Origin of the sequence: Hymenobacter qilianensis (assembly GCF_014638675.1) — a bacterium.
Taxonomy (GTDB): domain Bacteria; phylum Bacteroidota; class Bacteroidia; order Cytophagales; family Hymenobacteraceae; genus Hymenobacter; species Hymenobacter qilianensis.
Genome location: NZ_BMFN01000003.1, coordinates 164569 through 186953, shown reverse-complemented (window position 1 = coordinate 186953; position 22385 = coordinate 164569). Strand labels below are relative to the sequence as shown.

General features: G+C 55.8%; 21 protein-coding genes and 1 tRNA gene. 16 read left to right on the top strand and 6 right to left on the bottom strand.

Annotation, left to right across the window (positions count from 1 at the left end; genetic code table 11):
* Positions 1–36: 36 nt before the first annotated feature.
* Positions 37–1029 carry an L-glyceraldehyde 3-phosphate reductase gene (mgrA, locus tag IEW06_RS15420; RefSeq protein WP_187731914.1) on the bottom strand — a complete coding sequence of 331 codons (993 nt, stop codon included), beginning with the start codon at positions 1027–1029 and terminating at the stop codon, positions 37–39.
* 305 nt (positions 1030–1334) lie between these two features.
* On the opposite strand from mgrA, the gene IEW06_RS15415 reads away from it, so the two are divergent.
* On the top strand, positions 1335–1892 hold the full coding sequence (locus tag IEW06_RS15415; RefSeq protein ID WP_223284522.1) for a DUF2911 domain-containing protein: 558 nt from the start codon (positions 1335–1337) through the stop codon (positions 1890–1892).
* Between the two features lie 267 nt (positions 1893–2159).
* Here the strand turns inward: IEW06_RS15415 and IEW06_RS15410 are convergent, their stop codons facing one another.
* Positions 2160–3158 (bottom strand): tryptophan 2,3-dioxygenase family protein, encoded by a 999-nt coding sequence (locus IEW06_RS15410; RefSeq protein ID WP_308422027.1) that lies wholly within the window; start codon positions 3156–3158, stop codon positions 2160–2162.
* A 310-nt stretch (positions 3159–3468) separates the two neighbouring features.
* Here IEW06_RS15410 and sdaAB point away from each other — a divergent pair, with 310 nt between their 5' ends.
* The 4 genes from sdaAB (at position 3469) to IEW06_RS15390 (ending at position 8690) form a co-directional block, all read left to right on the top strand.
* Positions 3469–4149: an L-serine ammonia-lyase, iron-sulfur-dependent subunit beta gene (gene sdaAB, locus IEW06_RS15405; protein ID WP_187731916.1), complete on the top strand. Its 681-nt coding sequence runs from the start codon at positions 3469–3471 to the stop codon at positions 4147–4149.
* A gap of 188 nt (positions 4150–4337) precedes the next feature.
* A complete protein-coding gene (locus tag IEW06_RS15400; protein WP_188548543.1) occupies positions 4338–5882 on the top strand; it encodes a TolC family protein in 1545 nt (514 codons plus the stop codon).
* Between the two features lie 216 nt (positions 5883–6098).
* Positions 6099–7508: an efflux RND transporter periplasmic adaptor subunit gene (locus IEW06_RS15395; RefSeq protein ID WP_188548542.1), complete on the top strand. Its 1410-nt coding sequence runs from the start codon at positions 6099–6101 to the stop codon at positions 7506–7508.
* A 207-nt stretch (positions 7509–7715) separates the two neighbouring features.
* On the top strand, positions 7716–8690 hold the full coding sequence (locus IEW06_RS15390; protein ID WP_187734313.1) for an NAD(P)H-dependent glycerol-3-phosphate dehydrogenase: 975 nt from the start codon (positions 7716–7718) through the stop codon (positions 8688–8690).
* 10 nt (positions 8691–8700) lie between these two features.
* Here the strand turns inward: IEW06_RS15390 and IEW06_RS15385 are convergent, their stop codons facing one another.
* A complete protein-coding gene (locus IEW06_RS15385; RefSeq protein ID WP_187731919.1) occupies positions 8701–9093 on the bottom strand; it encodes a DUF3592 domain-containing protein in 393 nt (130 codons plus the stop codon).
* Positions 9094–9138: 45 nt separating this feature from the next.
* Between IEW06_RS15385 and IEW06_RS15380 the strand changes: the two genes are divergently transcribed.
* The 3 genes from IEW06_RS15380 to IEW06_RS15370 all read left to right on the top strand — a co-directional run bounded on the left by IEW06_RS15380 (position 9139) and on the right by IEW06_RS15370 (position 10877).
* Positions 9139–9534: a DUF4259 domain-containing protein gene (locus IEW06_RS15380; protein ID WP_187731920.1), complete on the top strand. Its 396-nt coding sequence runs from the start codon at positions 9139–9141 to the stop codon at positions 9532–9534.
* A 10-nt stretch (positions 9535–9544) separates the two neighbouring features.
* The gene (locus IEW06_RS15375) at positions 9545–9973 is read left to right on the top strand and encodes an EamA family transporter (protein WP_187731921.1); all 429 of its coding nucleotides are present in this window, start codon (positions 9545–9547) and stop codon (positions 9971–9973) included.
* A gap of 271 nt (positions 9974–10244) precedes the next feature.
* Entirely contained in the window at positions 10245–10877 is a 633-nt protein-coding gene (locus IEW06_RS15370; RefSeq protein ID WP_187731922.1) for a flavin reductase family protein, read from the top strand.
* Positions 10878–10895: 18 nt separating this feature from the next.
* Here the strand turns inward: IEW06_RS15370 and IEW06_RS15365 are convergent, their stop codons facing one another.
* The 3 genes from IEW06_RS15365 to pdxH all read right to left on the bottom strand — a co-directional run bounded on the left by IEW06_RS15365 (position 10896) and on the right by pdxH (position 13508).
* Positions 10896–11483 carry a Maf family nucleotide pyrophosphatase gene (locus IEW06_RS15365; protein ID WP_188548541.1) on the bottom strand — a complete coding sequence of 196 codons (588 nt, stop codon included), beginning with the start codon at positions 11481–11483 and terminating at the stop codon, positions 10896–10898.
* Complete coding sequence (locus tag IEW06_RS15360) at positions 11480–12784, bottom strand: DUF1015 domain-containing protein (protein WP_187731923.1); 1305 nt, start codon at positions 12782–12784, stop codon at positions 11480–11482. The genes IEW06_RS15365 and IEW06_RS15360 overlap by 4 nt, the downstream gene beginning before the upstream one ends.
* 73 nt (positions 12785–12857) lie before the next feature.
* Entirely contained in the window at positions 12858–13508 is a 651-nt protein-coding gene (gene pdxH, locus IEW06_RS15355; protein ID WP_188548540.1) for a pyridoxamine 5'-phosphate oxidase, read from the bottom strand.
* Between the two features lie 412 nt (positions 13509–13920).
* On the opposite strand from pdxH, the gene IEW06_RS15350 reads away from it, so the two are divergent.
* From IEW06_RS15350 to IEW06_RS15315, 8 genes are all read left to right on the top strand, one after another.
* The gene (locus IEW06_RS15350; RefSeq protein WP_187309461.1) at positions 13921–14478 is read left to right on the top strand and encodes a YqgE/AlgH family protein; all 558 of its coding nucleotides are present in this window, start codon (positions 13921–13923) and stop codon (positions 14476–14478) included.
* A 53-nt stretch (positions 14479–14531) separates the two neighbouring features.
* A complete protein-coding gene (locus IEW06_RS15345; protein WP_188548539.1) occupies positions 14532–16970 on the top strand; it encodes a DUF349 domain-containing protein in 2439 nt (812 codons plus the stop codon).
* Between the two features lie 43 nt (positions 16971–17013).
* Positions 17014–17086, top strand: a tRNA-Thr gene (locus IEW06_RS15340).
* Positions 17087–17196: 110 nt separating this feature from the next.
* A complete protein-coding gene (locus IEW06_RS15335; RefSeq protein WP_187731926.1) occupies positions 17197–17712 on the top strand; it encodes a hypothetical protein in 516 nt (171 codons plus the stop codon).
* A 476-nt stretch (positions 17713–18188) separates the two neighbouring features.
* Positions 18189–19934 (top strand): circadian clock protein KaiC, encoded by a 1746-nt coding sequence (kaiC, locus tag IEW06_RS15330; protein WP_187731927.1) that lies wholly within the window; start codon positions 18189–18191, stop codon positions 19932–19934.
* Positions 19935–19949: 15 nt separating this feature from the next.
* On the top strand, positions 19950–20282 hold the full coding sequence (locus tag IEW06_RS15325) for a circadian clock KaiB family protein (protein ID WP_223284525.1): 333 nt from the start codon (positions 19950–19952) through the stop codon (positions 20280–20282).
* A 1-nt stretch (position 20283) separates the two neighbouring features.
* Complete coding sequence (locus IEW06_RS15320) at positions 20284–20619, top strand: circadian clock KaiB family protein (protein WP_187731928.1); 336 nt, start codon at positions 20284–20286, stop codon at positions 20617–20619.
* The gene (locus IEW06_RS15315) at positions 20612–22339 is read left to right on the top strand and encodes a sensor histidine kinase (RefSeq protein WP_187731929.1); all 1728 of its coding nucleotides are present in this window, start codon (positions 20612–20614) and stop codon (positions 22337–22339) included. The genes IEW06_RS15320 and IEW06_RS15315 overlap by 8 nt, the downstream gene beginning before the upstream one ends.
* The last annotated feature ends 46 nt before the right edge of the window (positions 22340–22385 follow it).

The following is a 22385-nucleotide window of genomic DNA, read 5'->3' as shown; positions in this document are numbered from 1 at the left end:
TCGCTACCGCTCTGCATGACGGTCTGGGGGGCTTTTTTACCCCAAAATTTCCTCAATCGTGCTCAATTGCTCCGCGCTAAACTCCGGGCTTTGCAGGCACTGCAACGAATCCTGGAGCTGGGCGGGGCGGCTGGCGCCGATGAGCACCGATGTCACGCGCGGATCTTTCAGCACCCAGGCCAGCGCCATTTGGGCCAGACTTTGGTTGCGCTCCTGGGCCAGCTGATGCAGGCGGCTGATCTGAGTGAGGCGCTCGGGCGTGAGCTGGTCTTCTTTGAGCGATGGTCCGCCGCGCCCAGCCCGCGAGTCGGCCGGAATGCCGTGTAGGTATTTGTCTGTTAATAGGCCCTGGGCCAGGGGCGAAAACGGGATGCAGCCCACGCCTTCGGCTTCCAGCAAGTCCAGCAGGCCATCTTCTACCCAGCGCTCAAACATGGAGTATTTGGGCTGATGAATCAGGCAGTGCGTGCCTAGCTCGCCCAGAAGCTTGATGGCTTGGGCCGCTTCGGCGGGCTGGTAGTTGGATATACCCACGTACAGGGCCTTGCCCTGACGCACAATCAGGTCGAGGGCGGCCATGGTTTCCTCCAGGGGCGTTTCGGGATCGGGGCGGTGGTGGTAGAAGATGTCCACATAGTCGAGCTTCATGCGGCGCAGGCTTTGGTCGAGGCTGGAAACCAGGTATTTCTTGGAGCCCCAGTCGCCGTAGGGGCCGTCCCACATGGTGTAGCCCGCTTTGGTGGAGATAATCAGCTCGTCGCGGTAGGCCCGGAAGTCTTCTTTCAGGATGCGGCCAAAGTTGGTTTCGGCCGTGCCGGGGGGCGGACCGTAATTATTGGCTAGATCGAAATGCGTCACGCCGTGGTCGAAGGCCAGGCGCAGGGTAGCGCGGAAGTTTTCGAGCACATCAACGTCGCCAAAGTTCTGCCACAAGCCCAGCGACACGGCCGGCAGCTTCAGGCCGCTGCGGCCGCAGCGACGGTACTGCATAATGGAAGAATAGCGCTCCGGGTTGGCGAGGTAAGTCATACAGACGAGGTGAAAACGGACAAGATGGATGGCTTCCGGAGTGCTTCGGCGCTGGTTTGGAATTTCACAAACCACAGCCCCAAGCCCAAAAAAGCCCCCCAGTAAGCCAACCATACGGTTGAACCGGGTTTTAAGCTACAGGCGCCCTTCGGCAGGCCACAATTTTGGTGTCAACTACAACAACCTGTTGGTGAATATTGCGTCATTCACCCTGCTGTTCAATCCTTTACTCATTGCTCGTCTATAACAAAGCGGGCTGAGTTGGTTGTACTGGCATTTCTTTCACTCTAACTACCCAAAACCGTATGAAAACCCCCACTCCCAAATTCCTGCTTCTCTTCGTCTGGGTTATGCTACTGTTCGTGGGCAGCGCCGTTGCTCAAACGACCACCAAAAAAGCCCCCGAAGATAAAAGCAAGCGGCCTAGTCCGCCCGCCACGGTTACCGGCCCCAACTTTACCATCGAGTACAGCCGGCCATCCATGAACGGCCGCAAGATATTCGGCGAGCTGGAGCCCTATGGCAAAGTGTGGCGTACGGGGGCGAATGAGGCCACCACGTTTGAAGCCAAACAGGCCGTTACCATCAACGGGCAGACGCTGCCCGCTGGCAAATACGCTCTGTTCACCATCCCCAATGATCAGGAATGGACGATTATCTTCAATAAAACCGCCAACCAGTGGGGCGCCTTCAAATACGACGAAAAGCAGGATGCCCTGCGCGTAAAAGTGAAGCCCACCAAGACCGCGCAACCCGTGGAGCAGTTCACCATCAAAGCCGATAAAGCCGGCACCGTAACCATGGCCTGGGAAAACTCGCAGGTTGCTTTTAAAGTAGCTGGCGCTGCGAAGGCGCAGTTGTAGCTGTAGTATTTGCTACGGAAGCTGCTTAGAGAGTAACGTAGAATCCAGAATACAACAGAACGTCATGCTGAGCTTGTCGAAGCATCTCTACCGAGTAGTAATCAGTACTATCTCAACGAAGCGATAGAGATGCTTCGACAAGCTCAGCATGACGGTCTTTTAATTTCATAAAGTCTCCAGTAAACACATCGGCCGCCGTTCTTGCTTTGGAAGCAGGAGCGGCGGCCGATGTGTTTTAGCTAACGTGAGGCGTCAAGCAACCATTTTCTAATTTAAGTTATTCGGAACCTGCGCTTCCCCCAACACTTCCTCAACCCAAGCTTTGCCCCATTCCTCCAACTCCTGCTGGGTCCAAAGCTGAGGGTAGAAGATGCGGCGCTGGAACTTGGGGGGCAAATATTTCTTCCAGTTGGTGCCGCCCGTCGCGGCAATGGCGGTAGGGTCGCGCTCCAGGTAGCGCACCGCTGATTTGTAGTGCATCAGGGGCCAGTTCACGTTCACGTTGGCGTCGAGCTGGCGCAGGGCGCGCACCATGCGCGGGTGGCGCTGATCTTCGGCGGGCAGGCGCTCCAGCACGGTCCACACGTTGCGGGTGCGGTAGTGGGCGGCGTGGTCGTGGAGAGTTTGGGTGTATTTCTCCTCAAACTGAATCAGCGTCAGGGCTTTAGCGCCCGATTCCTCGATGGTGGCGCCGGCTTTCCAGTAGATGCAGCCCATCAGCTCCTCGTGGGCGGCCGCTTCGCCCAGCAGGCGGCGCTTCTCCTTATCCACTAGTTTATCGAGGGAAGTAGAAGCCAGCTCAATCATGCGGTACTGCACGCTTTGGAAGCCTGAAGCCGGCATCAAGGCCATGCGGAATTGCAGAAACTGCTGCTTGTCCATGCCGTCCACCATCACGTCGAACGAGTCGATCAGGTTCTCGAAGTAGCGGTTGATACGGTTGATGCGCAGTACTAGCTCGCCCACCGTGGGCTGCTGCAACTCGCCTATCTGTTCGTACTCGCAGAGGCAAAGCTTAAAGTACAACTCCGTGATCTGGTGATACATGATGAAAATCCGCTCGTCCGGAATCTGGGTGAGCGGGCGCTGTAAGCTCAGCAGGGTGTCCAGCTCAATGTAGTCCCAGTAGTTGACGTAGTCGGCGTAAAAGAGGCCTTCGAGGTAAGCAGCCAGGTCCTGGCCGTCGGCGGCGTACTTTGCTTGCAGGCGACGCAGCTGTTCCATCACCTGAGGCGTGAATTCGGACTGGTTGGGGGGCATTTCCATAGGAATAGGAGAGCTAAAAAGAACATTTGTAGAGACACATATTTGTGTCTTCTCGCTGAACAAAGGCGTTGTATGATTCACGACCGGGTTGTTCATCGAGGTGACACAAATATGTGTCTCTACCGCGTTCTGGTACTAGGTTTGGCAACAAAGAACGAAAAACCTATCGAAAGCCGGCAGCGCAGGCAACTCTTCTGCACTTACTGGTATCTATATCCATAAGGCCTGAAAAGCCCCCCACCCAGCTCCACCGTGGCGGGTCAGACCGCGCGTTGTTTTCCCGACCGAAACATCTACTTTTACCGCTATTATGGCCGAGAAAAGCAGCATTTTTGACATGATTGGACCGGTGATGATTGGGCCCAGCAGCTCGCACACGGCCGGAGTAGTGCGCATCGCGGGCGCCGCGATTCGCATTCTGGGGTCGTTGCCCACGCACGCGACCATCACTTTTTACAACTCTTTCGCCCGCACCTACGAAGGCCACGGCTCCGACCGCGCCATCGTGGCCGGCCTGCTGGGCTACGCCACCGACGACAAGCGCATCCGCGATGCCTTCGACCACGCCAAAGAAGCCGGCCTGCAATACACGTTTCAGAGTGTGGGCAACGCTTCTACCATGCATCCGAACACGATAAAAGTGCAGCTGCGCGACGAGCGCACCGGCCACGCGACGGAGGTTATCGGCCAGAGCAGGGGCGGGGGCGTCATTCGCATAGTGGAGGTAGATGGCTTTCCGGCCGACTTTTCCGCTTCTCTGCACACGCTGATTGTAGACGCCGACGACCGGCAGGGCTCCATTGCCTTCATCGCCTCCGTTATCGCTCACGACGACTGCAACATCGCCACCATGTTCGTGTCGCGCAAAGGCCGCAACGATTTGGCCCGTCAGTTTATCGAGATGGACTCGGGCATCAAGCCAATTACCCTCGAATATCTGCGCCAGCTCAGCTGGGTTCATCAGGTAACCTACATTCCCACCGTCGAATAGGCTGTGTGCGGGGCGGAAAAAGCCCCCCAGAAATCGGCTGTCTATATTTTATCAGATAATAACATAGGTACTTTGTGTTGCATAGTACCTTTTATTATATTTAGGCCCTGATCCCGCTCATACTCAGTTTCAAGCGAAGCCTAAAGTCCTAGTTGCCAGAACTCTTACGTCATCAAGACCAAACACACATGAAACGAACTCGTACTCCGCTTTTCTATCGAGTGGCTGCCGTGGGGGCAAGCACTTGGTTGTTGCTGGCCGTACCAGGGTTGGCTCAAACGACTACGCCCGCTCAGCCGCCCGCTGGCACGATTGCCGCCCCGGCGTCCGTGCCCAGCGGCCCCTGGACGCTGCAGCGCGCCGTGGACTACGCCGTGCAGAACAACCTGAACGTGCGTCAAAGCTCGCTTTCAGCTGAGCTCAGCGATGCTGATCTGCGTCAAAGCCGGGCGGCTTTACTACCTACGGCGAACGTGAATGGCACCCAAGCTTGGAACTATGGTACCGGCCTCGACCCGCTGACCAACGACTTCGTGAGTCAGACAATTCGTTCCAACAACTTCTCGGCTAATACCCAGCTGAATGTTTTCTCGGGGTTTCAGCTGCGCAATACCGTGAAGCGCAATGTATTAGACTACAAGGCAAGCCTGGCCGACATCGAGCAGGCCCGCAATGACTTGTCGCTGAATGTGGCCGCGGCCTTTCTGCAGCTTGTCTTAAATCAGGAGTTGGTGCGCACAAATGAGTTGCGGGTAAATACCACCCAGCAGCAGTTGGAACGGACCAAAAAACTGCTCGCGGCTGGCAGCGTGGCCGAAAGCAATCTGCTGGATACCCAGGCGCAGCTGGCTTCCGACGAGCTGAACTTAGTAACCGCGCAAAACCAGCGCGACATTTCGCGCCTGCAGCTAGCCCAGCTGCTTAATCTGGACCCCGCCAGTGCCGCTGCCTTCCAGATTGAAGTACCTAACCTGCCGGACCCCGACGAGCAATCGACGCTAAACTTTGATCCTAACGCCACCTACCAGACAGCACAGGGTTTTTTGCCGCAGATACAAGCAGCCGACCTGCGCGTGCAAAGCTCTATTCGGGGCGTTGAGGTGGCGCGGGGGGCTTATTATCCTCGCCTGTTTTTTGGAGCTAGCGTTTTCTCCGGTTTCTCCTCGGCCCGGCTTGCGCGGGTGCTTACCGGCGACTCCATAGCGGGCGCTGCGCTGCCTGTATTTCAGATTGACCCAATAGCTGGGCCGCGCCCCACTAATTTTGCGGTACTCACGCCTCGTCAGCCCAATTTTGAGTTGCTTCCTACCTCGTTCAGCGACCAGGTAAAGGATAATATTGGCCGTGCCCTGCAATTCTCCCTACAAATCCCGATTCTGAATGGCTTGCAGACCCGTACGAACGTGCAGCGCTCCCAGATCGCGGTAAAGCAGGCCGAGCTACGGGCCGCTCAGACGCGCTTGCAGCTTCAGCAAACCATTCAGCAGGCCTACGCCGATGCGGTAGCAGCCCAGCGCCGGTTTGCCTCGGCCAGCCGCCAGGTGGAGGCGCTGAACACCGCCTACAAGAATGCCGAAATTCGCTTCAACAACGGCCTGCTGAACGGCACGGAGTTTAACATTGCCAAAAACAACCTCAACGGAGCTGAATCGAGCATGATTCAGGCAAAGTATGAGTTTATTTTCCGTCGGAAGGTGTTAGAGTTTTACCAGGGCAACCCGCTGACTTTATAAGACTGCCGGAGTTCGGGCTTAGGGCAGAAAGCTGGGGGGCAAAAAAGCCCCCCAGCCATCAGAAGGCCCTCAGCGCGGCTGAAATAGATGGGTAAAAAGGCCGTGCGAAGCTCCAGCGTAAGACAGCCATAGAAAACCAGCTACAGGGACACTCTTAGTTTAGTATTAATTGATTTATTTGCCTTCTCTTTCCCTACGCTGGACTTCTTTTCGAACATGAAAAACAACCGCTTACTATACATTCTGCTGGGAGTACTGGTGTTATTAATAGCCGGGTACATGGTGGCCAAAAAGCAAGGATGGATAGGCCAGCCTGCTGGTACCGAAGTTATTACGGCGAAAGCCGGGCCAGCGACTATCGTAGAAAAAGTAAGCGCCTCAGGCAAAGTGCAGCCCGAAACTGAAGTGAAAATATCGCCCGACGTATCGGGGGAAATCACGGAGCTGTATGTGGCCGAAGGCGACTCGGTGAAAAAAGGCCAGCTGCTGCTGCGCATCCGGCCCGACAACTACCAAGCGATGGTCAACATGCAGTCGGCTTCGGTAAACACCCAGCGGGCCAACGTCGGTCAGACCCGGGCGCGGCTTCAGCAGCTGCTGGCTAATGCCAAGCAAACCGAGCTGGCTTATCGTCGCAACGCTTCGCTTTATAAGCAGAAGGTGATTTCTCAGGCTGACTACGAGGCCAGCAAAGCCGCCTACGACGCCAGCCAGGAAGAAATCAACAGTGCGCGCCAGAGCATTCGCGGAGCGCAGTCGGGGGTGGCCAGTGCGCAGGCCTCACTGGATGAGGCCCGCCGCAACCTGGAGAAAACCACTATTTATGCGCCCGTCAGCGGCACCGTCAGCAAGCTGAACGTGGAGCGTGGAGAGCGCGTGGTTGGCACCTCGCAAATGGCTGGTACCGAAATCATGCGCATCGCCGACCTGAACTCGATGGAGGTGCGGGTAAACGTAAACGAGAACCAGATCATCGACGTGAACCTGGGCGACTCAGTGAACGTGGATGTGGACTCGTACGCCAACAAGGACGAGAAATTCCGGGGCATCGTGACCAGCGTGGCCAACACGGCCAAAGACGCACTGACGGCCGAGGCGGTAACCGAGTTTGAAGTGCGGATCCGGCTGGTGCCCGAGTCCTATCAGCACCTAGTGCGCAATGTGGGTGGCCGTACGATTGTCCCGTTCCGCCCCGGTATGACAGCTTCCGTCGACATTATCACCGACCGCAAAAGCAACGTGCTGAGCGTGCCGCTGAATGCCGTAACTACCAAAACCGACAGCTCGGCCATTGCCGGCCCCGACAAAGCCGATGGTCCAAGCGTGCGTGTAGGCCGGGGCGGCGGGGGGAATGCGGAGGAAACCGCCCAGGCTGCGCCGACTGATGTGCAGGAAGTGGTATTCGTGATTCGCGACGGTAAGGCCGTGATGGTGCCCGTAAAAACCGGAATCAGCGACATCACCAATATTGAAATCCTCAGCGGCCTGAAAGCGGGCGACGAAGTAGCCAGTGGCCCCTACGCCACGGTGCATAAGAAGCTGAAAGACGGGGCAGTAGTCGTAGTGAAGGATGCAAAATCCATCAACAAAGCAGCCCTGAAAGAAGAAGTCGCCGATGCTGATTAAGCAACCTTAACAGGGCTTATTAGTAAGCAAATGAGAGGCTGGGGGGCTTTTTTACCCCAGCCTCTCATTTTTTTTGTCTAAACTCGTCCTTGCGACAAGGTTTGCCGCTGCTGCACCTGCGTTTGGATGCGAGGCCGGTTTAAGTCGTTTAACTAGAGAAGGTGCTACTGCGCCTTCCAATACGTTTGTTTGGTGGAAAAAATAGCCATGATCGGCGGGGGCTCCTGGGCCACTGCTTTGACAAAAATACTATCTGAAAATGGGGCTCAAGTGGGCTGGTGGCTGCGCTCCAAAGATGATGTGCAGCACTTGCTGCGCACCCGTCACAACCCGCGCTACCTCTCGTCGGTGGCCTTCGATTTGAATCGCGTTTTCCCCTCCACCGACCTGAAGGAAGTAGTGGAGGATGCCGACTGGCTGGTGCTGGCCGTGCCCGCCGCCTTTGTGCAGGGCGCCCTCGACAAGCTCGACCGCGACGCCCTCCGCGACAAGCGCGTCATTTCGGCCATCAAGGGCATGATTCCGGGCAAAAACGTGCTGGTAACTGACTACGTGGCCGAGCGTTTCCGCCTCGACGTGGAGCAGCTGGGCGTGGTGGCCGGCCCTTGTCATGCGGAGGAAGTAGCGCTGGAAAAGCAGAGCTACCTCACCATCGGCGGCCCCGATCTGGAACTGGCCGAAGACTTCTGCCAGCTCCTGCGCAACCGCTACGTGAAGGCGCACCCCGCCGCCGACCTCGACGGCATTGAGTACTGCGCCGTGATGAAAAATATCATCGCCCTGACCTGCGGCATCGCCCACGGCCTGGGCTACGGCGACAATTTTCAGGCAGTATTGGTCAGCAACGCGGTGCAGGAAATCCGGCGCTTTCTCTACGCCCTCAGCCCCAACCAGCGCGACCTCAGCGCCAGCGCCTACCTCGGCGACTTACTAGTTACGGCTTACTCTCAGTTCTCCCGCAACCGCACCTTCGGCAACATGGTGGGCCGCGGCTACTCCGTGAAGTCGGCGCAGATGGAGATGAACATGGTGGCCGAAGGCTACTACGCCGTCAAGAGTATTTATGAGCTGAATAAGAAACTGAAAGTGAGCATGCCGATTACCAACGCGGCCTATCACATTCTCTACGAGAAGATTTCGCCCGCCGTGGAGCTGGAGATTCTGAAGGAGAAGCTTAAGTAGGTGCCTAAAATCATTCGGCGAAATGCTGACCAATAAAGATGGCGATCATTACCGCAACTAAAAAGAGCATTAGATAGGGGGTAGCCCGCTCAAAATCTGAATCTAAGGTGAAGTTTTTGGGGTTACTAGCTTCATAGTAAACGGTTACTTTCTCCCCTTTACTATAGACCGGAATAGATATTCCGGTATACCCTTCAACCTCTATAACATCACCCAATTGGGTTGTAAATTGGATTCGTGGGTGCACAGTAGTCGTTCTGCTCCAACGTATTTTGGAGCCTATAACTACGCCAGTAGTTTTGATTCCGTCCTTTCTCAGCCTTGTTGCATCGCGGATATGCTTAATGATTTTAAAAATAAATAAGGCTAGAATACCTCCCCAGATAACAAAAAAGAAGTCCATACGGTAAAGCTACCGTACTAGCTATAAACCTTAACTATACACCGCATGGGAACCTGGGGCTACTACAACTTCGACAACGACGCGGCGGCCGACTTCGCCGAAGACTTCCGCGATAATCACAACGAAGCGAAACTGCTGGAAGCGCTGGTTGCAGTGGCTGAGGAAGAAGACTTTATCGATGGAGACGCGGCCAGCGAAGCTCTGGCTGCCGCCGAAATTGTAGCCGCCATTCTGGGCAAGCCGTCCCGCGATTTCCCCGCCGATCTGATTCCGGTGATCAAGAAGCTCGACGCCGCCGAAAGCGAAGACCTGCGCGAGATGGCCCAGCAAGCCGTGCAGGCCGTGGCCAAAAAATCGCAGCTGCAGGAGATGTGGTCCAAGAATGAGGCAGCCGAAGACTGGCAGCATACCCAGCAGGATTTATTACACCGCCTGACTTAAAGCCGGCTGCATGAACTGGCTTTTACTGGCGGTCATCACGGCCTTTTGCCTGGGGCTCTACAATTTCTTTATCAAGCTGGCCTCGGGCAATATTCACCAGGTTGCCGGCGCTGTGCTGTTGCAACTCGTTGCGGCGGCGGTGGGGGGCTTTTTGCTGCTTTATATCAAGACGACGCGGCAGACAGTGAGCATTTCCCAAACGGGCGTACTGTATTCCTGCCTGGCCGGCCTGAGCGTGGGTGTCGCCGAAATTCTGACCTTTTACGTGTTCACCAAAGGAGCGCCGACCTCGGTGGGTACGCCCATCATCGTGGGTGGCTCCGTGGCTATAGCCGCCGTGCTGGGCTGGTTGGTGCTGCGCGAGCAGATTACGCTGGGCCAGGTGCTGGGCGTGGGGTTGATAATAGCCGGCGTTGTATTGCTCGCCAGGGGGCATTGATAATTTCCATATGAACTATCGACGGTTCAGTTAAGTAGCTTCATGCAGAGCGGCAGCGAAGCATCTCGCTCGCGCCGTTAGATTAGTAATCCATCGTCAGCACGCCAGATGCTTCGGTTCCGCCTCTGCATGACTACCTCTTCTAAATAATTTGAACAGAAGAGACGGTCAATTGCGGCCTTCCGCGGTTATAGTGCCACGCGTCTGTTCTGGCGTTTGCTCACTAGCCCAACCATAACTAAGCGAATTAACTCCGCTCAATTTGCCCCCCATGAAGCGCATTCAAGCCCAGGATATTGAGGCGATGGAGAAGATTTTCCGTCTCAATCTGATTAACTCCATCACCGGCTACAAGCCTGCAAACCTCGTCGGGACGGCCGCGCCTGATGGCCGCACCAATCTGGCAATGTACAGCTCCGTGGTGCATCTGGGCTCCAATCCGCCTTACATCGGCATTTTTACCCGTCCTACCAGCGTGGCGCGCCACACCTACGACAACATCAAGACCAGCGGCTGCTACACCATCAACCACGTACACGCCGACTTTACAGCGGCGGCCCACTACACGTCGGCACCTTTCCCGGAGGATGAATCTGAGTTTGAGAAGTGTGGACTGGGGGCTGAATTTCTGGACGGCTTTCCGGCGCCGTACGTGCGCGAAAGCCAGATAAAAATGGGCCTGCGGCTGGTGGAGGAAATACCCATAAAGGCCACTGGAACCACCTTGCTGGTGGGCAAAATTGAACAAATATACCTGCCCGTCGATTTGCTGGCCGCCGACGGCACGCTTAATCTAGGTGAGGCTGGAACAGCCTGCGTCTCCGGCCTCGATACTTACCATACAGCCCAGGAAATAGGTGCGTATGCCTATGCCCGCGTAGGCGAGGGGCCGCAGCCAAAGTAAGCCTGCACCTTAGGAAAATCAGACAGCCACCAACCCCAGTTTCGCCAGCTCCTCCCACACCCGATGCACGGGCAAGCCCATTACATTGAAGTAGGAGCCTTCCAGACGCGTCACGCCTACCATACCCACCCAATCCTGGGCACCGTAAGCGCCGGCTTTGTCGAGGGGGCTGAAGTTGCGCACATAAAACTCAATTTCGGCAGGGGAGAGGGCGCGAAAATGAACGCGGGTCTGGTCGGAGAAAACCGTGCGCTGGCCGTTGCCGCTGAGCAAACAGACGCCCGTAAATACGTCGTGGGCGCGGCCTTGCAGGCGAGAGAGCATGTGTTTGGCTTCGGCCTCGTCGGCGGGCTTGTTGAGCACGTCATCTTCCAGACACACAATGGTATCGGCCGTGAGGACTACTTCGTGGGGGGCTAAATCGGGGGCGTAAGCGGCGGCTTTGTGAGCCGCTAAGTATTCAGCAACCTCGGCGCGACGCAGATGATCGGGGTAGGTTTCATCTACCTCCTGCAGGCGGATTTCGTAGGTCATGCCCAGATCGGTGAGCAGCTGGCGGCGGCGCGGCGAGTTGGACGCCAGCACTAGTTTGGTGACTACACTCATACCTGAAACGGGTGGTCAGCTTCCTCATCGTGAATAGAAGTGAACAGGAAACCACCGATGGTTTTGGGATAAAAGAAAGTGGACTTGGGGGGCATTACGGCTCCGCTATGGCACACGCGCTCCACCTCGGCCATGGTTACCTCATTGGTTATGAAGGCGGCACGCGCCTCTCCCCGGTCGACGCGGGTAAGGCATTCGGTGAAGCTGCGCACGTACGCAATGCCCGGCCACGAGCGCTGCGCATCGGGCCCTGCGATACCCAGCACGCGCTCCAGTACGAAGTAGTGCAACACGGTCAGATCCAGGGCTTTTACTTCAGGCGTAGTATCCCAGGCGAGTTGCGCGTGCACTTCGGGCCGCAGCCGGATTTTGTAAGAATTGCCCCCCAGATACAGTCCAAAGGCCCAAGGCTTGCCCGCAATTATTTCGGGTAAATCGTAGGCGTCGTCTTTGGGCAAAATGGTGAAATAAGGTTCGAGGCGGGTGATGAACTCCTCATCGCTGAGGGCATTGGGCATCTCGAGCAGCAAGCGGTGGGTAGGCAGAATGCGCAGGTCGTTGGCCGCCGAATTGGTCAGATACATCAAATGATAATTCCAGGGCTCTTTTCCCGTGGCCTGCGGGTCAGCGGCCAGGCGCGCCTGACGGTAAGCCAGACTGCCTTCGTAGCGGTGGTGGCCATCGGCCAGAATCACCTGCCGGGGTTCCAGAATCTCCTGAAATCGCCGAATAATAGCCGCATCCTGAATAACCGCCAGCACGTCGCGAGCGCCCTGGTAGTCTTCCTCGGTCTGATACAGCGGGTCGCGCATGGCCTCGTCGAGGTAGCGCTCCAGCTCAAAATCTTCGTCGCGGTAAAGCCCGTGGGTGGCGCTGGTTTGGAACTCGGTGCGTGCCAGCAGCTCAGCGCGGTCATTTACGGAGGCAGGCAAGGTGTTTTCGTGGCGTAGTACTACCTCATCACTCCAGTCATAGGCCCGGATGTGGCACATGAATCCTTTGCGGCAATACTCCTGGGTGTTGCCCGGCAACCGGAAATACTGATAATAGGCATAAATACCCGGCAGCTCATCTTGGCACAACACGCCCTTGGCCTTCCACACTGCCAACCGACGCTCCGCTTCAGTAGCGGCATCCTCCCCGCGTGGCACCGATAAATGAATGCTGTTTAACGGGTTGCGGTACAGCGCCTCCCGCTGCTTGGCCGATACTACATCGAACAATGGCGACACGTAATCATCGATATGCTGACTTAACTCTGAATTATAGCGCCAGCCGCGCACGGGTTGAATTTCAGCCACTCGGAAAGGATAAATATGGAGGCGTAAAGGTAGTAGGCGCGGTCTGACCGGCTAATTTTACTTGGTGTGATGCTCAGGGAGCCAAACGGCTGCGCTTCCACTTGTTGCCAACCCGCTCGTACAAAATGCGGTCGTGGAGGCGGCTGGGGCGGCCCTGCCAGAACTCCACGCGGTGGGGGCGCAAAATAAAGCCACCCCAGTGCGGCGGGAGCGGCAGCGGGTTTTCATTTGCAAAGCGCTGCTCTACTTCACGCTCCCGCTGCTCCAACTCCTCCCGGCTCCCGATTACCTGACTTTGCGGGGAGGCCCAGGCTCCTACCTGGCTGGCCCGCGGCCGGCTCTGAAAATACTGATCTGATAGCTCCTGGGGGGCTTTTTCCACGCGTCCTTCCACCCGCACCTGGCGCTCCAGGCCGGGCCAGAAAAAGTTAAGCGCTGCCTGCGGATGGGAGGCTAATTCGTGCCCTTTGCGACTGTTGTAATTGGTATAAAACAAAAACCCGGCGTCGTCGGGGAGGCCTTTGAGGAGCACCACGCGCGTGGTAGGCTGCCCGTCGTCGCCAACAGTGGCCAAGGTCATGGCCGTGGGCTCATCGAGGTGGGCAGCGAGGGCCTCATTTAGCCAGGTCCTAAACTGGTGCACGGCATCGGGCAGCACATCAGCCTCCGTGAGTGTGTGTTGAGCGTACGATTTGCGCAGGTCGGCCAGTTGCTGGTCAGTCATAGAATGCGAATTTTGAATGCGTTAACGGCACTTTGGGTACCAGGCATAAACCGACCAAGTCCCTTACCGATGCAGCAGATGCAGATTTTGCTCGCCAAAAAGCCGGCGCTACGTTCAAATATGGCCAGCTTATCGGGCATGGTTGCAGTTGATAACGGGCGCAAATTATTCAGAAATTAGTTCAGGCACCTTCACCATTTATATGCCACCGCGCCGTTGTAATGAGCATGGCGGGCACCAGGCTATTTTGCGCGGCCGGTTTATTTCCGGGAACCTTAGCCTATTCCCCCGACGTACCAATAATATATACCTGTAATTGAGGCAGACCACAGAATCGTAGCGGAAGGTCAGTGTTAGCGGTCTGTAAGGTTAGGCTGATTAAATTAACGTATTCTAAAAAGAAGCTTGACCTATGAAAGCTGGAAGCCTATTGATTTCGCAGCCCTTCCTGGGCGATCCTAATTTTGAGCGCAGCGTAGTGCTGCTGTGCCGCCACACCGATGAGGAAGGCTCATTTGGCTTAGTGCTTAATCGGGACACCAACCTGCTGCTGGGCGATGTGCTGGAGCTGCCCGGTGGCGATGTGCTGCCCGCCGCCCGCCTGCCCCTGGGCCTGGGCGGGCCCGTGCAGCCCGATACGCTCCATTATCTGCACCGCCGCGCCGATGTGCCGGGTGCCGTAGCGCTGGGGCACGATGTCTATTGGGGCGGCGACTTCGAAGTGCTGCTGGGCTTGCTGCTCAGTGGCGAGGTTGGGGAAGAAGACGTGCGCCTGTACGCGGGCTATTCGGGCTGGACGGCCGACCAGTTGGCGGAGGAGGTGCGCGAAAATGTTTGGATAGTGCATCCCAATGCTGCCGAGAAAGTCTTTACTTTGACTACTGATGCCTTTTGGCAGTCCATTCTGCGCGAAAAAGGCGGTCGGTACCGGATTTTATCTAACTATCCCACAGATCCACGCCTGAATTAGCCCCCCACTGCCGAGCCCATTGTTTTTTCGGGGCCGGCCTTTTCCTTTGAACTATGCTACCTGACAACCACACCACCGACCCCCTACACTCCGACGAAGCATCGGAGTCGCCGATGAGCATTCTGGAGCGTCGGCTGGCCGAGATTCGTGCTAAAGAAGACCCTGCGGCGCAGCCCGTGCCCCCCACGGAGGTGCCCGCTCTCGCGGCCAACATTCCGGCCGAAACTACCGCTACGGCACCTTCTACCACCACCGACGAAATCACGGAGCGTCCCTCACAAGGTACACCACCCATCGCAAATGCCCCCCAGGGAGCCGGCACAGCCGAGGCACCTGCCGCCGAGGTAGCGCCCGAGGCTTCGGGCCACGCAACGCCCGATGCGCCCTCAACTCAGGAGCCAATCTCTGAACCGCTGGCCCGGGCCGAAGCACATTATGGGCTGCAGAACCCCGGTGTGGAAACGGCTACGCACGCTGCTGCGCCTATTACGCCTGAGCCGGAGGCTATGCCAGCCAGCGTAGGAAGTGCGGCTAATGACTTATCGGATCAAAAAGCCCCCCAGGCAGCCATAACGCCCGAGCCGGAAGCTTTAACCGGGCAAACCACGGACCCTGAGGAGCCGGAATCGGAAGCGGCGCCAGTTATCGCGATTCGCACGGCCGAAGACCTGGAAAATGCTCCTGACGTGGTTGCTTCCTTGCCTACTTCCGCTACAGCATCAGCGGCCGTAGCGCACGAAGCAGCAGCTGCCCACGAAGGCGAAGAAGAGGAGGAACTGGTGGCCGAAATCCACGGCCCCGATTTCAGTCAGCTTGATTTGGCCGCGCAAGCGTCATTCCTGCTGAATATGGTGCATCGAGCTGATGCCCAGCGCAACCGCAAGCAGATCACGGATTTTTATCGTCAGTACGAAACCGCGTTGGCTGCTGATCGTCAGCGGGTGGAAGAGGCCGCCGCACCTGATGCGGATGCATCGTATCAGGGTCCGGCTGGTCACGCCGAGTTGGTAAAGGCCATGCAGGAGTTTCGCGAGAACCGCGCCCGCGACGCGCGTGCCGAAGACGAGCAGCGTGCCAAAAACCTAGCGCACAAGCAGGAGCTGCTGGCCCAATTGCGGCTATTGGTAGAGTCGGCGGAGACCAAGGATAGCTCTGCGCGCATCAAAACGCTACAAAACGACTGGAAAACCACCGGCCCGGTGCCTCAGAAGGATGCCCAGGAGCTGTGGAACAGCTATCACGCCCTGCTCGACATTTATTATAACAATCGCGGCCTCTTCTTCGAAATGAAGGAGCTGGACCGCCGCCGCAACCTGGAGGCGAAGGAAGCGCTGCTGCGCCGTGCCGAAGCCCTCAGTGAGCAGCCCAGCATTAATAAGGCCTTGCAAGAGCTGCGGCAGCTTCATGAAGAGTGGAAACATATTGGTCCTGTGCCAAATGAGCAGCGCGACGCTATCTGGCAGCGCTTTCTGCAAGCTTCTGAGCAGGTACACGACCGCAAGAAAAGCTTCCTCGATACGCGCTCAACCCAGGAAAACGAGAATCTGACCCGCAAAACGGCACTGCTGGAGCAGATCAGATCGTTCGGGGAGTTCCAGACGGAGCGGGTAAACGAGTGGCGCAGCAAAACCGACGAGTTGCAAAAGCTGAAAGAAGATTGGGATGCTGCCGGCCTCGTGCCGCGCGAAAAAGCCGATCAGCTCAACAAGCAGTTCTGGGGTGCTTATAAAGGCTTTTTCCAGCGCAAAAATCAGTTTTTTAAAGCCCTCGACGAAGAGAAAGGCCAGAACCTCAAGCGTAAGCTGGAGCTATGCGATCAGGCGGAGGCGGCTCTTGAAAATCCTAATTGGGAAGAGGGCCGCGAAATTGTTATTCGGCTGCAAAAAGAGTGGAAGCTGATCGGCCGCGTGCCCGAAAAGCAGTCGGATAAAGTCTGGAACCGCTTCCGCACCGCTTGCGATGCCTTTTTTGACCGTAAAAATCAGGAAGCCAAGCAGCGCGAAGTCAAGGCCCAAATTGTATCGCAGGAGCAGGCTGCCCACCTCGACCGTGTAGCCGACACCGTAGCCGCCCTTACTGCCGATAATCCCGGAACCATCGAAGGCTTTCGGGAGCTCGTAGCAGAGTGGCGCGCCTCCGGTGCCTCGGGCGGGCCACGGGCGGAGGAGAAATTCCAGACGCTCATGGGCAAATACCTCGACACGGTGCCGGGCCTTGCCTATGCCGAACGGGGTGATTTGCTGTTTCAACTGCAAGTTGAGCGCCTCAAGTCGGGTCCTGATGCGCAGCAGGCTCTTTACAAAAAGGAGCAGGGCTTGCGTCGCGACATCAACGAGCTGGAAAACGACATCGCCACGTTACAGACTAACCTTGAGTTCTTTGCGCGTTCCAAAAACGCTAATCAGCTGCGCGAAGAATACCAAGGCCGCATCGACGAAGCCAAACTGCGCATCGACGCGTTGAAAAAACAATTAAAAATTGTGCGTTCATAGTTTGCAAAATGGTCGCAAGGCACTAGTTTTGCGCCACCATTTCGCCTCCTTAGCTCAGCTGGTAGAGCAACTGACTTGTAATCAGTAGGTCGCTGGTTCGATCCCGGCAGGAGGCTCAAATGCTGCTTCAACCCCACCCATCTCGGGTGGGGTTGTTTGTTTTTAGAGGTTTGCAACCTTTCAGGCTCGCTGCGAATCTTACTCCTGAATCATAATTCAATGGAGTATGAAACGAGTCCTTTATGGCGTAATTGCCAGTCTTGTTCTGTTATGCGGAGGCGGAGCATGTACGCCTGAATCGGTGCAGCCTCAGCCTGAGTTTTATGTTAAGGCCAACAAGGACGGCACCGCCTGGCTCGTACCCGGCTCTGGTGTCTACGACAAAGCGCAACGCGAATTTTATGTGTTTGGGGCGCAAAGCGACGGCAGCGCCATACAAGCTTACCTGCGGCTGGGGTTCACCGTTCCTTCAGAGCAGCCCTTGGTAACGGTTGTTCAATCCCCCACCACGCTGTCGTCCATTCCGGCCACGTGGACCGCGCTCCTCGGCGGCGATGTGCTTGTCGATGGCTACACAGCCGATTCTCTGTCCGGAACGCAATTGCTGATTACCCGGCTTGATACGATCCAGAAAGTTGTGGAAGGCACGTTTAACACTGCACTGCGGCGCGATGCGCCCTGGTCCCAGCAAGGAGAGATGATTCGCTTCACCGAGGGTTCTTTTCGGGTCCGGTATCAATAAAGCCAACACAGGAGAAACGCTTGTAGTTGATACTTCTCAAAAAAGCCCCCCAACATCTGACTGGGGGGCTTTTTTGTGTGGCTTCATGATAGGTACATCTGTGTCCAGATAACCACTTGGGCTGTAGGCGCCTTCCGCTATTCAAGACTTGAGTTAAAAGAGTATTTAACTCAAACTCGTGGAGTATATGGCCGCATAATTCAAATGCTAAGTAGCACTATTAGCAGCTCGTCAATGGCGCATTAAATTTAAAGATTCATCTTTGAGCATGAGGCGCACTATTTGTAATGCCAAACTCAACTATTATCGGCTCAATCAGTAATAAGAAATTATGCTAAGTATGGTAGTAAATTCTGGTTACGCCAGTTTACTGCGTATTTGCTAACTGTATAGCTTTTAGGCGCACTTCTACGGATTAAAAGACTGAGAAAGCAGCCTTCGAAAGCGGCGTTCGATTCTGGTAAATTTTCGATTTCATGCAAGACAAAAAGACTTCTTCCCCTGCTGAGTTGCCTACCTTACCCAAAGCGCCGACGGGAATTGAGGGGTTAGATGAAATTACGGAAGGTGGCTTGCCCAAAGGCCGCCCGACGCTGATTTGTGGCAGCGCTGGCTGTGGCAAAACCCTGATGGGGATTGAGTTTTTGGTGAGGGGAGCACTGGAGTTTGGCGAGCCGGGCGTGTTGATGGCTTTTGAGGAAACGGCCGAAGAACTCACCGCCAACGTTACTTCTCTGGGCTTCGATCTGCCGGCTCTTCAGGAGCAGAAGCTGCTGCGTGTTGACCACGTACACGTTGACCGCTCGGAGATTGAGGAAACCGGTGAGTACGACTTGGAAGGCCTGTTTATCCGACTGGGCTATGCTATCGACTCAATCGGTGCCAAGCGTGTCGTGTTGGATACGATTGAGTCTTTATTTGGCGGTTTTCCGAATGAAGCTGTTTTGCGGTCAGAAATCCGTCGGTTGTTCCGCTGGCTTAAGGATAGGGGCGTTACTACCGTCATCACCGCTGAGCGGGGCGATGGTACACTAACCCGGCAAGGGCTGGAAGAGTACGTGTCAGACTGTGTAATTCTGCTCGACAACCGCGTTATTGACCAGATTACCACCCGGCGCCTACGCGTGGTAAAGTACCGCGGCAGCACCCACGGTACGAATGAGTATCCATATCTGATCAGTGAGGAAGGCATTTCCGTGCTGCCTGTAACTTCCCTCAAGCTGGAGCATGAAGTATCCGATCAGATCGTTTCCTCTGGTGTTCCGGCTCTCGATGAGATGTTTGGTCGGAAAGGGTTTTATCAAGGCAGCAGTATCCTGCTGACGGGCACCGCTGGCACGGCCAAAACCACGCTGGCTGCTGCTTTTGCCAACCAAATTGCCAGCCAGAATAAGCGCTGTCTTTATTTTGCCTTCGAAGAGTCGCCGCAGCAGTTGGTGCGCAACATGCGCTCAGTCGGCGTCGATTTAGCTCCCTGGATCGAGCAAGGGTTGCTGCATATTGAAGCGTCGCGGCCTACGCTGAATGGCCTGGAGCGGCACCTGGTTGTTATTCATAAGCTAGTGAAGGAGCTCAAGCCTGATGCAGTCGTGATTGACCCGATCAGCAATCTGATCAACGTCGGTAATGTTAACGAGGTGCGCAGCATGCTCACGCGCCTCATTGATTTCCTGAAAGTAAACAACATCACGGCCCTGTTTACGGCTCTTATCAGCGGCCGCACCAATCAGCTGGACGCGACTGAAGAGGGCGTGTCATCGTTAGTCGATACGTGGATTAGCGTGCGGGATCTGGAAGGCGTAGGTGAGCGCAACCGCGGCCTCAGCATTCTGAAATCGCGGGGCATGTCGCACTCCAATCAAGTACGCGAGTTTGTGGTTACTGACCACGGAATTCAACTCCTGGACGTCGTAATCGGGCCAACAGGCATTGTAACTGGGGCCAGCCGCCTTACTCAGCAGCTACAGGAGCAGGCCCAAGAATTGGCACTTCGGCAAGAGCTGGAGCGCAAAGACAGGGAGCTGGAGCGTCGGCGCCGCGTGTTGGAAGCCACTATTGCTAATTTGCGCACGGAGTTTGAATCAGTCGAAGAAGAGTTGCGGCAAATCAATAGTGAGGAGCTAACCCGGCACCAGACTTTTACCGAAGGCAGAACAGCCGCCGTAAGTGAAATGTCGGGTCGGGGAGCCCCTGGCCACAATACCAAATCAAATAATCAATAAGCCTCTTATCCTGTGATGGAAACGAACCCGGATACGACGACTGAGGGCATGGATAAGGAGTATTGGGAGTTGCGGCTATACGTGGCCGGTCAGACTCCCAAATCGGTGGCTGCCATAGCCAACCTAAAAAAGTACTGCGAACAGCACTTGCTAGGGCGTTATAAATTGGAAGTAATTGACCTACTGCAACACCCTCAGTTAGCTGAGGGCGACCAAATATTGGCTATTCCTACGCTGGTGCGGAAAGTGCCCGTGCCTATTCGCAAAATTATTGGTGACCTTTCTAATGAAGAGCGTGTGTTGGTGGGGCTAGACATCCGGCCTATAGAGAGCAAACTAACCCGATAGAATGGAGGCAGAAGGAAGTTTGGAACAAGAGCCGGAAGCGGCCGAGTACGTACTGCATCTATACATAACCGGAGCTACTCCTAATTCGACGCGGGCGGTGCGAAACATCAAGGAAATCTGTGAGTTGTATCTGCAAGGCCGATATGAGTTGATTATCGTAGATATATACCAACAGCCTGAGCTAGCCCAACAAGAGCAGCTTATTGGAGTACCCACGTTAGTCAAAAAGCGCCCTGGGCTGATTCGTCGGCTTGTGGGTGACCTCTCAAATCGGGAGCGAGTGCTGGCCGCGCTGGGGCTGACATCGCCATCTGACCGCAACAGCACGAATGGCTGAACACCTGCCGCCCTTATCTACTGACTTAGCCCGTGAAAACGAGGAATTGCGTTATCAGCTACAGGAAGCTGAGGAACTCATTTCTGCTATTCGGTCGGGGTCGGTAGATGCGCTGGCGGTGCAGGGAACCGATGGCCCTCGTATTTATACCCTGCAAGGCGCCGATCAGGTTTACCGAACTCTGATTGAGCAGATGAGTGAAGGGGCGCTGCTACTCAGCCAGGATTCCATGATTCTCTATTGCAACGCTAGTCTGGCCCGTCTGCTCGACTGCGCACTAGAGGAATTGATGGGGGGCTTTTTTAACGACTTTGTCCCCGCTGACTTTCGCGCCTATTGGGACGCTTTGCTGGTAGCGGGTTGGGCAGGCAAAAGCAAGGGCGAGCTGCCCCTGCAAACCCAGGCTGGCGTACTGGTGCCCTTCTCTCTGTCGATGAACGTGTTGGAATTCAATGAAGCGCCTGCCCTGGCCGTGATTGTAACCAACCTCTCGGCCCAACGGGAAATAAAGGCCATCCGAGCGCAGGTAGCTGAGCAAAACGAGGTTATTGACCGCAAAAATGAAGAGCTGAAGCGGCAGGAAGCCGCCCGCCTCATAATGGAGCAGGCTGCCGCCGAAGCCAACCGAATGCTGGAAGGAATTCCGCAGATTGCCTGGACGGCTAATGTGGAGGGTAAAAACACCTACCTCAACCGACGCTGGTTTGATTTTATTGGTAAGCCCATTCAGTCCGGATTAGATGAGGGCTTTGAAACTCGCCTACACCCGGATGATGCGGGCCTGGCAAGGGCGCGCTGGCAGCACTGCTTGCGCACCGGGGAGGCATTTGAGATAGAATACCGCTTTCGCGACGGCGCCGATAATTACCGCTGGATGCTGGGCCGAGCGCTACCTTCCTACAATGATCAGGGGGCAATTATGCAGTGGATTGGCACTTTCACTGATATTCACGAGCACAAGCTGGCACTGGAGCGTATAGATCAGGCCCAGCGCCAGCTACACGAAAATAACGATCAGTTGACGCGTGCCAACGTGGATCTGGACAACTTCATCTACACTGCTTCCCACGACTTAAAAGCGCCCATCAGCAATATTGAAGGGTTGTTGCAGGCCTTGCTGGTAGAAATACCGAGTGGCGCTTCTGACAGTCAGCAGGCTGACCAGGTGCAGCCCATTATGGCCATGATGCAGGACTCAGTGGAGCGATTTAAGCGCACCATCGAACACCTGACGGAGGTAACCAAGCTGCAAAAAGAACAGGTGCAGCCCTTGGAGCTAGTGGAGCTGGAGCCTATTATTGAGGATGTGCGGCTGGATCTGGAACCGCTGCTGCGCGAGGCGGAGGGCCTTTTGGAAGTAAATGTGGCCAATTGCCCGGCGGTATCCTTTGCCGAAAAAAACCTGCGCAGTGTCATTTATAATCTGCTCAGCAATGCTATCAAATATCGTTCGCCGGAGCGGGCGCCGCACGTGCGGCTACAGTGCCGCGAGGAGGATGGCTACGCGGTGCTCACAGTGCAGGATAATTGCTTAGGTATCAACCTAGCCAATAATGAAAAGCGGCTCTTTGGCATGTTTCAGCGCCTCCACGACCACGTAGATGGCAGCGGCATCGGTCTGTACATGGTTAAGAAGATGGTAGAGAATGTGGGGGGCAAAATTGAAGTAGAAAGTGAAGTCGGCGTAGGCTCTACCTTCACCGTTTACTTCAAGCGGTAGGTTGCGTTACAGAAGCTCAGCGCTACGGAATTTTGACATACAAAAA